Origin of the sequence: Flavobacterium sp. MAHUQ-57 (assembly GCF_051908335.1) — a bacterium.
Lineage (GTDB): Bacteria > Bacteroidota > Bacteroidia > Flavobacteriales > Flavobacteriaceae > Flavobacterium.
Genome location: NZ_JBPZTE010000007.1, coordinates 210,363 through 224,224, shown reverse-complemented (window position 1 = coordinate 224,224; position 13,862 = coordinate 210,363). Strand labels below are relative to the sequence as shown.

At 35.9% G+C, this 13,862-nt stretch carries 16 protein-coding genes and 1 pseudogene; 14 read left to right on the top strand and 3 right to left on the bottom strand.

Going from position 1 to position 13,862, the window contains the following annotated elements:
* Positions 1-42 precede the first annotated feature (42 nt).
* From ACS8MM_RS08950 to ACS8MM_RS08940, 3 genes are all read right to left on the bottom strand, one after another.
* Positions 43-267: a hypothetical protein gene (locus tag ACS8MM_RS08950; protein WP_379715517.1), complete on the bottom strand. Its 225-nt coding sequence runs from the start codon at positions 265-267 to the stop codon at positions 43-45.
* A gap of 60 nt (positions 268-327) precedes the next feature.
* Entirely contained in the window at positions 328-1,779 is a 1,452-nt protein-coding gene (locus ACS8MM_RS08945) for a BT4734/BF3469 family protein (RefSeq protein WP_379715514.1), read from the bottom strand.
* 571 nt (positions 1,780-2,350) lie between these two features.
* Positions 2,351-2,584 carry a helix-turn-helix domain-containing protein gene (locus ACS8MM_RS08940; RefSeq protein WP_379715511.1) on the bottom strand — a complete coding sequence of 78 codons (234 nt, stop codon included), beginning with the start codon at positions 2,582-2,584 and terminating at the stop codon, positions 2,351-2,353.
* Between the two features lie 120 nt (positions 2,585-2,704).
* Here ACS8MM_RS08940 and ACS8MM_RS08935 point away from each other — a divergent pair, with 120 nt between their 5' ends.
* The 14 genes and pseudogenes from ACS8MM_RS08935 (at position 2,705) to ACS8MM_RS08870 (ending at position 13,659) form a co-directional block, all read left to right on the top strand.
* A complete protein-coding gene (locus tag ACS8MM_RS08935) occupies positions 2,705-3,370 on the top strand; it encodes a hypothetical protein (RefSeq protein WP_379715508.1) in 666 nt (221 codons plus the stop codon).
* Between the two features lie 40 nt (positions 3,371-3,410).
* On the top strand, positions 3,411-3,893 hold the full coding sequence (locus tag ACS8MM_RS08930; protein WP_379715505.1) for a hypothetical protein: 483 nt from the start codon (positions 3,411-3,413) through the stop codon (positions 3,891-3,893).
* 195 nt (positions 3,894-4,088) lie between these two features.
* Entirely contained in the window at positions 4,089-4,763 is a 675-nt protein-coding gene (locus ACS8MM_RS08925; protein WP_379715502.1) for a recombinase family protein, read from the top strand.
* A 40-nt stretch (positions 4,764-4,803) separates the two neighbouring features.
* A complete protein-coding gene (locus ACS8MM_RS08920) occupies positions 4,804-5,685 on the top strand; it encodes a hypothetical protein (RefSeq protein WP_379715500.1) in 882 nt (293 codons plus the stop codon).
* Positions 5,686-5,769: 84 nt separating this feature from the next.
* Positions 5,770-6,393 (top strand): hypothetical protein, encoded by a 624-nt coding sequence (locus ACS8MM_RS08915; RefSeq protein WP_379715497.1) that lies wholly within the window; start codon positions 5,770-5,772, stop codon positions 6,391-6,393.
* A 110-nt stretch (positions 6,394-6,503) separates the two neighbouring features.
* A complete protein-coding gene (locus tag ACS8MM_RS08910) occupies positions 6,504-7,043 on the top strand; it encodes a hypothetical protein (RefSeq protein ID WP_379715494.1) in 540 nt (179 codons plus the stop codon).
* Positions 7,044-7,069: 26 nt separating this feature from the next.
* Complete coding sequence (locus ACS8MM_RS08905) at positions 7,070-7,636, top strand: hypothetical protein (RefSeq protein WP_379715492.1); 567 nt, start codon at positions 7,070-7,072, stop codon at positions 7,634-7,636.
* Between the two features lie 4 nt (positions 7,637-7,640).
* A complete protein-coding gene (locus ACS8MM_RS08900) occupies positions 7,641-9,314 on the top strand; it encodes a hypothetical protein (RefSeq protein WP_379715489.1) in 1,674 nt (557 codons plus the stop codon).
* A 120-nt stretch (positions 9,315-9,434) separates the two neighbouring features.
* A complete protein-coding gene (locus tag ACS8MM_RS08895; RefSeq protein WP_379715486.1) occupies positions 9,435-10,352 on the top strand; it encodes a tyrosine-type recombinase/integrase in 918 nt (305 codons plus the stop codon).
* A gap of 10 nt (positions 10,353-10,362) precedes the next feature.
* A complete protein-coding gene (locus ACS8MM_RS08890; RefSeq protein ID WP_379715483.1) occupies positions 10,363-11,229 on the top strand; it encodes a tyrosine-type recombinase/integrase in 867 nt (288 codons plus the stop codon).
* A gap of 60 nt (positions 11,230-11,289) precedes the next feature.
* Positions 11,290-11,517, top strand: a complete 228-nt coding sequence (locus ACS8MM_RS08885) for a hypothetical protein (RefSeq protein WP_379715480.1) — start codon at positions 11,290-11,292, stop codon at positions 11,515-11,517.
* A 157-nt stretch (positions 11,518-11,674) separates the two neighbouring features.
* The gene (locus ACS8MM_RS08880) at positions 11,675-12,532 is read left to right on the top strand and encodes an RHS repeat domain-containing protein (RefSeq protein WP_379715477.1); all 858 of its coding nucleotides are present in this window, start codon (positions 11,675-11,677) and stop codon (positions 12,530-12,532) included.
* The gene (locus tag ACS8MM_RS08875; protein WP_379715474.1) at positions 12,522-12,962 is read left to right on the top strand and encodes a hypothetical protein; all 441 of its coding nucleotides are present in this window, start codon (positions 12,522-12,524) and stop codon (positions 12,960-12,962) included. The genes ACS8MM_RS08880 and ACS8MM_RS08875 overlap by 11 nt, the downstream gene beginning before the upstream one ends.
* A gap of 141 nt (positions 12,963-13,103) precedes the next feature.
* Positions 13,104-13,659 (top strand): annotated as a pseudogene (locus ACS8MM_RS08870) (REP-associated tyrosine transposase).
* The last annotated feature ends 203 nt before the right edge of the window (positions 13,660-13,862 follow it).

The following is a 13,862-nucleotide window of genomic DNA, read 5'->3' as shown; positions in this document are numbered from 1 at the left end:
ATGGATTGAAATAAAAAATCCTAACCGTTAAAGTTAGGATTTTTATTTCAATTGTAACCACAACCATCGCACTATTCCAAATACTATAAGCAATAAACCGCCAATAATCTGAAATATCCCACCTACTAACATAAAGGAATCGGATATTGAAGTATTGTTATGACGAACGTTATACGAACGCTGTGCGGTATTCATTTTCTCTACAAACAAATCGTACCTCATCTGGGTACTCATACTATTGTCTAATGGCGGAAATTGGTTTCTCATATCATGCTGATTTATGATGTGAAGATACGAAAAACCCAAGAATTACACAAGTTCCCAGCGTTAATAGTAGCCGTTTGTTGCTCGATTATTCAGTGCATTGGTCATCAGCTTATGTATTTCCATGAATCCATTATCCAACGAATTTTTAATATCGTATTTTTTAAACTGACCCCACAAATAACGCTCGTCAACCTCATCAAAAGCCTGATATTTTCGTTTAAGGTTCTTAATATACCTTTCGGTTGTAATACCGTCATTTCTTTCCGCTTTTTCTTCGATTTTAGGCGTTGATTCAACCTCTACAACAATTGTTTTCATTGCTTTGTAATCGTTGTTCAAATCAACTGCATAATCTTTAAAAGCATTCCAATAACGTTTAACAGTTGATGTACTTTTGCCTAATAATTCGGCTACTTTGGTCTGTGTGATTTTCCCGTAGGTATCAAAATCCCAATTCTCTAAAGCTATGTAAATTGTTGCTTCGGTCAGTTGGGATTTCATTTGACCCAATACCGTATTAACTATTTTCATTTTGTCTTTAGCGGTTATTTGGATATTAGGATTGAATAGCAAGCGTCTTTCTTCATTGAAATACATTGTTAGCGTTCCTTCTTCACGCATTCTAACAATACTATCACAAATTGAATCGATTTCATTTTCTGATAGCGATGGTAGCATTCTTTTATTGATAGTACCCGCAATTGCTTTTAAGAATCCCTTACCAGCATAGGGGTTTAATAACCCATACTGTGACAACAGGTAGAACATTCTGGAATTACGATTACCCATATTAGTTATTCTAGGGATAAAAGGGCTACATATCATTACTTTCTCATCAAATACCCTGTATTCCATATCTTCATAGTCACCAGTAAAATAATCCCCAATATTATTAAATCGTATAGCATCCGTATTAAAACCTAAAAAGGTCTCATCCGTCCCTATACACCTCTCTCTCTTCTCTAATATAGGAGCGTTTGATACTTTTTTAATTTCAGTAAAATGAAATATGGTAGAATTTGGATTATGATAAAGATTTTCATCATAGCTTAATACGGTTTGCTGTGTTGCTTTTCGTGCGCCAGCATCAGAACCTATGCCAAGTATCTTCGATAATTGGTTATAAACATCTGAATAATTGGTAAGGGTAAGATTATCAACTTTTACCAGTATTCCATAACCTGTATTTGATAATGATTTCCAAGAGGCAAAAATGTAATCGCTTTGCGGAATGCAATCCGAACCATCAACGTCCAAATATATCAATCCTGTTGGTGAAGTAATATTTTGATTACTTACTGAACCGTTAAAATGGAAATTAAATCTAAATGTAGGTAGCAGTTTAGTTTTTATATTATCATACTGGGAATGACCTTTCCCGTATTCTCTTGCTGTTTTAATCAGCGGGAGATTGTCGTCTCCATTTTTTATTATCTGTAAGACCTCATCCAAAGAAAGGATTTGGTTTACCTGTGGTGCTTTTGCACACTCGAATTTTGAAACTTTGTACAATTCTCATAACGTATCAATTTCATGTTATCAGGGCAAACTGCCCATCTTTAATAATTATACGCATTTTGATTTTAATTGTCAAGTGAATTAGGAAAGTAAAAATATTCAGGGGCTAAAACGTTCTTTTTTGCATCAAAACAGTGCCTTAACCCTTGTAAACACTGCGCTTAACAGCAGTTAATAGTAATATGTTCACACCTCATCACTGGAAGACCTCAATAGTCCTCCCTGTATATCAACACCCCTCCACCCCCTGTAAACAAAGGGACTTCAAGAAGATTGTAAAAAAAGTCGATGCGATTACCCGACACTTCAAGAGCCTATAAAAATTGATGTCGTATAGAAAACTCGGATTGCTTCGAAAATTTTTTCCCAAATTTTGAGGTGATTTTTTAAGGGAGTGGGCTATTTATAGTAAAAGAAACCATGAAACTAAAAATTACCATTAGCCAGTTGCGTGAGGTACTAAAGACCCAGCCACCTAAATTTCCAGTTGAAATATTTATGAGTAAAGTAGACCAAGCGGAGCTACTTAAAATCGGTAATCTATTGAAAAAGAAGAATTAGCAGATTATACACCTAAGAATAGCGCTGAAATATCAACATTTAGCGCTTTGGTGATACGTGCCAGCTTATCAATACCCATTATTTGACTTCCTGCCATATACTTCCTAAAGTTTTCAATGTCTAGGTCGGCATCATGCGCCACATGACGCACTTTGAGGTTCTTTTCCTTAATGATAGCTTTGATGTTAGCACCAATGATTTTCACCGATTCAGGAATATCGTTTTTTCTTGCGCTCATATATATAGGTATTAATATATGACCAAGTTATATTTAGGGTGTTAGTAAAATACGCTTATATTTATCAGGTTATATATACCCGTTTTTATATATTTGTTCTGTAACTTTAAAATCAGGATAATGAAAAAACTATTAGCACTAACTTTTATTACGTTTCTACTATCGTGTAGCGGTGGCGATGATGCACCAACAGACAATCCAAACAACCCAGACCCGAACCCAACACCCACGACCTATACTTTAGGAGGTATCGGACCTGGAGGCGGTCGTATATTTTCACTAGATGCTACTGGTCAGCATGGTCTTGAAGTAACTGGCGTACTAGGGCTTGTAAAATGGGGTGAAGTACCACGAAATCCGCAAACTCAAATATATGTTCCAGTACCTCAACTTGGTGTAGCCATCGGAACAGGAAAAGATAATACAACCAAAATCATTAACCACATTGGAAATAACAACGGTGAGCCATATGCAGCTAAAATCTGTTACGACTTGGTACTGAATGGAAAAGACGATTGGTATCTGCCATCAAGGGAAGAACTATACTCGATGCTTTATTTTTTCAAGTATCAACACCCAATACCTGACTTTTTTAGCATAACTGAAAATACTTGGAGTTCGTCATGCGATATAAATGACCCAGACGACCCAAACCCATACAATTCAGCTCCACTATTAAATGTATGGAGTGTGGATTGGCATTCTGACAACAACTATTGGCGACAACATTTGTATTTAGAATCTCCAGCTATGGCAATAAATGTTAGAGCCATCCGCAATTTCTAATCGAATCAAAATATTACTAAACCTTAAATATTAAAAAATTATGAGTAACGGAAAACTATGGACTTTAATCGTTGTTGGTACATTAGGAGCAGGCTTCTTAATCGGCTTCATAAACGATAAATTAAAATCAAACAGCCCAGAAACCTCATCGGAATACTCCACGGAAAACACCTGCTACTACATTAGCGAACTGGAAGACGTTAAGACTTGTGCTATTGGTACATGGATTGCCAAACCAACTGGAGAGCTTTGGAAGAAAATCATTATCAAGGCAGATGGAAGTTATGAGCTTTATGAGGCTACCCCTCAAAGTGGTAGTTGGGGTGCTTCACCAGATAGAACAGGGAGCTACGATTTTAAAGAAGATAGATTTTCGGATACGGGTAAAAAATATGTAACCGTGAATTTGCACGATAGCGGTGTAAGTGATTACAGGATTGTTTTTGATGGAAGTAACCCAGCTCTTGAACTAAACGGAAATTACGATGTAATTCGAAAAGGCGATAAAAATCCGTGGAACTAAACCATTATCAAAATATTCAAAAATTAAACGAGGCATTGACCTCGTTTTTTTATGCGATAAAATAAATACAAATCTCTGTGAGCCCAGGATTTTAAAGGTTTTTCTAGGATATTAAATTCCAGGTCTTTACGTTTGCAAAGTGGTTTGTAATAAATCACAAACGCACGTTTAACAAATATTATAAAAGCCAAAATCATGAAAAAATACATTGCATATTATAGAGTGAGTAGAAAAGTTCAAGGAATTTCTGGTTTGGGATTATCAGCTCAAAGAAGCTCCGTTGAAAAATACGTAGCTGGTCAGGATGGCATTATATTAAAGGAGTACACCGAAATCGAAACAGGTACAAATAAGCGTGACCGCATCGAAATCCATAAGGCTATCCAACAGGCAAAAGACGAAGGAGCAATTCTGGTTATTGCCAAGTTAGACCGTTTAGCCCGTAACGTGAGCTTTGTAAGCTCGCTAATGGATGCAGGTATTGAATTCGTGGCGGTGGATATGCCTTCGGCTAACCATTTCACCATTCATATATTTAGTGCATTAGCTGAACAGGAAGCGAAGCTAATCAGTACCAGAACCAAACAAGCTCTGGCAGAACTAAAGAAAAAAGGCGTTAAACTTGGAAGTCCAAAGAACCTAACAAGCGATGCACGTAATAAAGGTGTACAGACCATAAAAGAAAACGCATTGAACAATGACCGTAACCGTCAGGCACAATCTATAATAGGTAACTGCAAAGAAAAAGGTATGACCTACCGACAAATAGCGGATTACCTCAACGGGCTGAATTTTAAAACCCGATATGGTAAAGAATTTCTACCATCAACCGTACATCAATTGTATAGCAGGTTATCAATGGTTGCCTAGCTAAATGTATATTTGAATGTCTAATAAAAAATTGAACAGAATGACTAAAAAGGAAAAACTGGAGTATTTCAAACTGGTTGAAGCAAAGCTTTATGAAAAGGTTAAAGATAGAACATTATGCGAACGTGATTTTGAAGATTTGAATATTAATGAAAAGGATGCCGAGTTATTCTTTGAAATATATTCAGATATATGGCATGATAGAGGTTATGATATTGAATTCCAATCAGAGTTTTGGCAAAATTTAGATTTCGAGGACAATGATTTTAAGTTAGAGTTTCCTGATGATAGATATTTCTATCAATTTGGAGTTACAAGGCTAAATATTGAAAAATTAAAAGAGGAATTAGAATCCAAAACCAGAATCATATACATCAATAAGATTACTGGAGATATTACGATACCACAAGTAGTTAATCCAGACGAAACTAATATTCAGAAATTTATAAAATTGGTTATTGAAGACCCTGTTGTTTTTTTAGAACAACTCAAAAAAGGAGAAATTGATAAAATCCTAGCTTATGATAAAAAGAATCCAACACAATGGGAAATACCAAAAACGCATCCTTTATCAGAGGCTTTAGAGATTTTAAAAGTGGATATTTTGATAGACATACTGGCAGAGGATAAGAATTGGATATTATACCAAAACGTGTTACATCTATCAAATGGAATGGAGTTTGAATTAAAAAATTTTAAATCATTTAATGATTTTAAGGAAGTAAAAGAACATGAAGTAGTATTATTTTCTGATGGTATTAAAGAGCATGATAAGAAAACTTTAGAAAATAGATTCTTTTTCAAAGTTGAAAATCCATCCAAAATGAGAGCTGAACTAATAAAAGGTAACATGAAAATTCTTGATGAAATAAAAAATATCACTTTTTCTTCAATTTTTTTTACCAACAATAATGAGGCTTAACATAAAAAGTCTCATTTACCGCAATTACCGATAGCGCATAGAATCCCCAGCCTATCTATCTTTGCAATGTAATCAATCGGAAATATGAAAACAAATTATAAGAAACATTTAAGTATATACGATATTGTCCAAATGGTACAATACATGGTAAGGGATAAAGAATATTCTTATGCGTTTCTTATACTCATAGGTTGTACGCTGGGCTATAAAATCGGAATCCAATTAAAAATGGATTGGGGCTGTTTTGTAGATGAAAACGGCAAAGCAAAAGACGTGATTACATTCGAGGATTCGGAAGCTCGAACCGTAACCAAGTTTCTAAAGAGTTTTATTGAGTACATATATATCAAACTGGATAAACCCGCATTGGACACCCCTGCGTTTATGAATCCCGCTAATGGTAAAGTCATGACTACCAACAGCCTTAACAGGGATTTGAGAAAGTTGCAGAAAAAATACCAGTCAGTTGTCGGGATGCCTTACCCACTTGAAACAGATTCGTTCAGAAGGGTGTTTGGTTTGACTGTTTTGGAAAAATGGAACTTTCAGCAATCCGCAATCGGGGCATTACGGAAACACTTCGGTCACAATTCCGATAAACGAACCAGAGAGTTTCTGATGATACCCGAAAAGATAACTATCAGTAAAGTAAAAGACCTGTACAGTAGTTATGACCCGTACTGGAAATTTGAAGACATCGCCTTCTAATCTCTAAACCCTAAATAACTGATTATCAATTTTAAAATTCGGTATAACAACCCGAACAGGAATTCCCTTGCCTAAAACCAACGAATTATTAATCCATTAAAAAAAACATTATGAGAACCAATTTAATAAATAGCCTAAATAAAATATGTTCAGAGTTTACAATCAAGTTAGAGGAACTTTCTCCAAACTATCCGATAGGAACTTGTTATCTGATGGGTCATTGTCTTGCAGAAGGATTTAAAAAAGCTGGATTTGAAGCCAAAGAAGTAACTGGGAGTGCCATTTTCAAAGATAAACACGATAAGAATATCATCTACGGCAAATCAATAACAAAAGGTCAGAATATAGGATATTATCATACTTGGTGTGTGGTTGAAATTGAAGGGGAATCAATAATTGTTGACCCTAGTATTAAGTACAATAAGGTAGCAATGAAAAGTTACAATGTGAAGATAAACAGCAAAATACCTGATTTTATCATCACCGATACTAAAAGCTCTTGGCTTCATACTTACGTTGAAGATTCCAAACTGAATCGATTTTCAAAAGATTGTCTGGCAACGGTACATCCAGAGATGGTAGAAGTATTAATCGATACAGTTGCAGAGCTTGCGATGCTCGTTTTTCACCAAAACAACCAATCAGCATAATGTCAAACCCTTAAAAATTGAAGCCTATGGAAACACTAGAAACATTATTCCAATCCTTTGAAACTGGAATCCGAAGCAGTAAAGCGACCAAACCGAAAGACTATCTTAAAAGCATTGGATTAGATTACACAGAAATGCGAATAGGCTTCAATTCAGGGCAATTCCACCACAGGGAGAGCCAAGAGGTCAAAGACCAATACGAAGCTCTGGGAGTGATTAAAAAGAGCCTTACTGCGGTAGCAAATAAAGAAGACCTAACAGCTTACACGGTGTTTGGGAGGTATGGGGTTATTTTCCCACTGATGAACAAGGAAAATGAGATAGTGAACTTCTTTGCGGTACGGTTTGAAAAGGCTGATAAACAAGAGGCATACCTCAACAAAAATGGGCTATTCCCGAAATACCCGCATCAGAAGACCAAAAGGCTCTTTATTACCCCAACGCTGATGGACTGTGCAAGCTTCATCCAATCCAAAGCACTTGACCAGCGGGAGGCAGTAATGGCATTGCACAACGGTAAATTTTTACCCCAGCACAGGGAAGCCATCGAATCATTAACAGAATTGGAAGAAATAATAATCATTAAACGCTAGAATCATGGAAAATATCAAAACACAAATACAGCAGTTCAGACCAGAATTACCCATCACAATGGTACAACTTCCAGACGGTCATAGTTTAAATGATATGTGGATGAACTACGGAACGGACGGGATTCTGGAAATGATTAACGATGCACCAAGAGAAAAGAAACAAACCAGCGGGCTAATGATTACAGGCGAAAGCAAAATACAGTTCGATGGTAAAGTAGCAACGTATTATATCGTAGGCAATCTGCCTATGGACATGGGAAACATGCGAATCAGTTTGCAGATAATCGCAAAGGATTCAACCAAAAAGCACCGATTAAAAATTGATTTGTTTGAGACTAGCAACGTAGAATATCACTGCAACGAGCTTAAAGATAAACACGGGTTTGATTATCATTTGTTGGAATCCGATTTGTTGGAGCTGACGGATTTATTGGAACAGTACAGGGACGATTTATTTAACACTGAAACAAACCCTATAAGCGAACAATATTCAGAAAAGGAGTTGACCTCCAGAGCAAGTGAGAAAGCGGTGGAATTCCTTTCTAAACCTCAACTATTCCAAAATATTGACAAGCTACTGGAGCAGACTGGAATCATTGGAGAGGAAAACAACAGGAAAGTTCTTTTTGCGGTGGCTTCATCCTATAAAATGCCCTATCCGCTTCATGCAATGGTGATGGCGAGTTCTGGGTGTGGTAAGAGCCATATCATCAATAAGATTGCCTCATGTATGCCACAGGAAGACCTTTTCGACACGACCAGTATTACCAGTAAATCGCTGTACTACTATACCGATAAGGAATTGAATAAAAAACTAACCGTCATCCAAGATTTTGATGGTTTGGACGAAGACGCAAGACTGGCATTTCGGGAAATCCAATCGTATAAGATGTTAAAGCGTTCCACAGTGGTAAAGGACAGGTACGGCAATAGCAAATCGGTTAAAAAGAATGTGAACGCCCATTTTGCAAGCCTTGTAGCAACGACAAAAACGGAAATCTATCAGGATAACGAAAGCAGAACCATCATGCTGGGAATCGATGAAAGTATTGAGCAAACCATGAGAATCATCCAAAGGCAGAACCAAACAAAGGCAGGTATCACCAACACCGAAAAGGAACACGAAGCCAAGCAATTATTACGCAACTGTATGAGGGTTTTAAAGAGTTATGAGGTTGTAAATCCTTATGCCGATAAAATCATGCTCCCGCTTGATGCCAAGATGCTCCGAAGATTAAACGAACAGTTTCAGGACTTTATTTGTCAGATTACCATTTTACAACAATATCAGCGCAAAACCGATGCACAAGGGAGGCTTATAGCTACGAAAGCCGATGTTAATCTGGCAGTTGAAATCTTTTTTGATGCCATCATTTTAAAAGTGGACGAGCTTAACGGAAGCGTTCGCCAGTTCTTTGATAGATTGAAAGAATACGTGAAGAAACAGCCAGCAGGTACAACCCATAAATTCACCCAAAGGGAAATCCGTCAGGAAATGAAGTTATCCAATACGCCAGCCTATAATTATATTAAGCAATTACAGGAAATGGAATACATCCAAGCGGTTGAAGGGAGTGTAAATCGTGGGTTCAAGTATGTGATTTCTCATTTCGACAATTTGGAAAAGGTCAAAGCCAAAATAAAAGAAGACCTCAGCAACCAGCTAAAGCAGTTGTAAAATGCCAAAAAGAATACGCCAGCCCAACAACCATAGGGTATATAACGCTGGCGTTCTACGATTCTGGAAAAGAGCATAAGGAAAGTTTTCAAATGATAAATCTTAAAACCCAATGAAACGATGAAAAAAACAATACAAACCCCAGCATTTCAGAACCTACTTAACGAGTTTGAGAGCTATGTGAAAGTTAAAAACTATAAGCAGGGAAAAGGCAGAATGTACCAGACTGCAATCTTTGAGTTTTTAATCTGGTTGGAAGAATCTGGAATCACCAAGATAAAAGCGGTAACAGGTAAAGAAACGGTGAGCTATCTGGAATATCTTTCAACCAGACCCAACCAACGCAGAAGTGGAACACTAGCCGACAAAACTATTAAGTTCCATTTATTTGCCATAGGGTTGTTTATGTTGAACCTATTGGAGAGCAAAGAAATTGAAACAGGATTTTACATTCCAAGCTATAACAGCAATACTGGAAGCTCTCGAAATGTTCTAACGGTGGATGAAATCAAAATCGTTTACCAACATTGTGAAAGCCATTTGGAAAGGGCTTTGTTATCCATCGCCTACGGCTGTGGTTTACGCAGGGCAGAGATTGAAGCTTTGGATGTTCGGGATATTGATTTTCATACCAGAATGCTAATCGTTAGGGATGGTAAAGGTGAAAAGAGACGTGAAGTGCCAATGAGCAACATGGTTGTGGATTACCTAAAGAAATACCTCATCGAAGAACATTATCCAAAGCGGGTGGGTAAAGTTCAAAATGACGATGCCTTTTTCATCTACGATAACGGCAAGCGAATGAGCGGGGAATATTTGGGTAAAACATTAAAGAAAATGATTGAACAGACAGGTAAATACGAGTTAATTCAACGAGATATAACACTTCATTGCCTCCGTCACAGTATTGCTCACCATTTGGCAAAGAATAACGCAGGATTTGACTTTATACGCAGGTTTTTAGGTCATTCGGAAATCAATACAACGTATATCTATGCCATTAAAAACAAAAAGAAAAAACCAGTAGTAACCTTTTAAACCAAAGCCTATGACAAAACAGACACTAGAGCAGTTTTTGCACCAAGATTATAGCAAACAAACCGTTAAAACTTATTTGTTTGCCATTGACCACTTTGTAAAGATGAACCCCAAAGCCAAGCGATACAAATACCAAAACATCGTGAGTTACATGGATGAAGTAAGCCAAGAGCAATCTAATCCCAGATATCGTGTTGTAATCCTTTCAGCCATTAAAAAATATTACGATTATTTGATAGCAAGCGGGTACAGAACCGACCACCCCTGCAAGCGGTTGAACATAAAGGTTAATAGCAACCATGCTATTCAGGTTCAGGATTTATTTAGTAGCGAGGAACTTCAATTACTGATGAACAGGGAAAACCGCTATTGGTTCTTACAGGATAGAAACAACGTTCTTATCAGTTTATTGATTTATCAAGGCTTAACCAGTGATGAGATTAAACGATTGGAGCTGAAAGACGTGGATTTGGATAATGGTACAATCCTTATCAAAGCATCGAAGAACCTCAACCGTAGAACTCTGGAACTGACCCAAAAACAAATGATACCAATTTCAAGGTATATCAACGAAACCAGAAAAAAAATGCTGATGGGTCAAACCGATAAACTCATTCTGAATAAATTGGGTAAGCCCATTTCGATTGGTGGTATTAACTCGATTTTCGACCAGTTCAAAGGGCTATTTCCTGATAGAGACCTCAACCCCAGAGCAATCCGAATGAGTGTTATTTGCAATTGGTTAAACGAAAAGAAATTACCTCTGGAGCAGGTACAGCAATTGTGCGGACATCGTTGGTCTGGAAGCACGGAAAAGTATATTAGGGTTAATAGTCAGGAGGAAGTGGAACTTATCAATAAGTTTTTTCCTATATGATAATTTAATATATTTGATTTTAATAAATTATGAATATTTAATTTAAAACAAACCCAAACTATGGTAGAGCGTCATATAAAGACAATTAGCGTAAAAGTTGAATCAACAAATGAAGGAATAGCTCAGGTTATTGCTGGGAATACCCTTATCACAATTGCAGAGATGTATAAAAAATATAATGATGCAATTGATATGTATAAAAAAGATGGCTATACAATATCTCATGAGAATCCAAAAGAATTTTCATTTCAAGCTCGAAAAGAATATTATGTTGAAACTGAAGATTGATTTTTGAGCTTTCGAATTAAATTAAATAGAAATCCACCCAATTCGGGTGGATTTTTTGTTATTGGTCATACCTATAAGCACTTAATCATTTCATTATTAGGATTTAATTTGAAATACCTATATTTTTGTCAGATTATACGTTCTTACATACACAGAATTGACCTTTTTGCTTCGTGCGTATAATGGTAAACTCGCAGGAACGTATAAGTATAAGTACAACGGTAAGGAATTGCAAGACGAGCTAGGGCTGAACTTCTACGATTATGGGGCAAGGAATTATGATGCGGCGATTGGGAGATGGATGAATATAGACCCTAAAGCAGAGAATTCTCGTAGATGGACACCTTATAACTATTGTTATAATAATCCTATGTATTTTGTTGACCCTGATGGTATGCAAGCAATATGGCAACCTGATAAAAAAGGTAATCTAGTAGCAGAAAAAGGAGATAATATTAATACGTTAGCTAAGTTTCTTGGAACATCCGTAAAAGATGTGAAAGAAAGATTTACTACCAGAACTAATTTTCAAATTAAAGAAGGTGATAAAGTCAAATTGAATAACAATGTAACAAGAGCAATTGAAAGGTCAAATGGTGGTACCGTTGAAGAGATTAGAGAAGGTAAAGCAAAACCTGATAGAAAAAATGACAATTATGTTTGTGACCAAGCGGCTCAAATGGCTAATGCAGGTGAAGAAATTACACCCAAGAACGCTGAAAAATATGACCAATTTCCTAATCCTATGGCATTTGATTCAACACCAGGCTATTCTGAGGTCAAAAATTTAGATGGAATCAAGATAGGTGAAGGAATTATTTCTATTGCTGGACAACATACAGTCTCTTATTACGGAACTAGTAAAGATGGTACAGTATATGCTTTTACCAAAGACGGAGATGAAGCCGCTCCTAAAGTTCTTCCATTAAATCAAATAATAAAAGGCTTTAATAATGACCAAAATAAAAATTTTACAACCAAAGACCTTAAATATTATAAGAAAGATGCAAATTAAAAAAGTTTTATTTTTAGGAGTATTATTATCTTTTATAGCTTGTGAGAGTAAAAAAGATATAAAAACTGTTGTTTATAAGAAAGGAAAAGTAACTAATAAATTTTACGGAACTTTTTTCTCAACAAAATACGGTGGGCTAAATTATTATATTTCTAATGAAGACGAAAGGAATAAGCTTTTTGAAATTCAGGATATTGATAGTATTGTCTTAACAATAAATAATAAAAATTATACCTGTAAATCTATTGTTAGTAAACCTTATTCAAGAGTTATAAATAAATCTGATTTTAGTTTTTCAATCAATGAAAAAGAACATAAACCAATTGTTGATGAAATAGATAATAAGAAGACGCTTTTGTTTTATTCAGCAAAAACGGATATGGAAGAAATGAAAGATAGTGGTATTATAAAGTTCGAAATGATTGATTAAAAGTTTAAAGTTAAAATAAATTATCCGTTTCCAACGGCATTAGGGATCCCGATAGCGCGGATTTGCAATCCGTGCCCACAAAGAGAATAAATAAAAACTACAACCCTAAAAAAGTTGTAGTTTTGTTTTTATATACACGCCATGTCAACAAAGTATAAAGCCATAACAACTGAAGATGCCTATTTTATAACCATAACAGTAGTGGGTTGGATAGATGTTTTTTACTAGACTCAATCAGAAAACTCTTCTTATAGAGGCATTACAGCATTGTCAACAGAAAAAAGGATTGGAAATATATGCTTATTGCATTATGTCGAGCCATATGCATTTACTTTGTAAAGCGACAAATGGATTTATACTTTCAGACGTGATGAGAGATTTAAAAAAATTCACTGCAAAGAAAATAATTCAAACTATTATTGATGAACCTGAAAGCAGACGTGAATGGATGTTAGATTATTTTAAAAAATCTTGTAAACATTTAAAACGAGAACAACAATATAAAGTTTGGCAGGATGGCTACCATGCTGAAATCGTTGAAACGAATTGGTTTATTAAACAAAAAATAAATTACATTCATAACAATCCAGTCAAAGATAAAATCGTAGTTCATCCAGAGGATTATTATTATAGTTCAGCAAGGAATTATGCGGGATTGGAAAATGATTTAGAGATTGTTTTGTTAGATTTGTTTTGAAGTGGATTGCGGGCACGGATTGCAAATCCGCGCTATCGGGATACAATTTGATGTTCGAGGAAATATTATTTATCAAGGATATAGATAAACCACTGCGTAAAGTCTCCCGACTTTGAGCTGTAAATAAACATAAAATCCGTTTCCAACGGCATTCAAGATACAGGGATGGGCGCAATAGGTGTCCATCCTTTTGTTTTTCATCT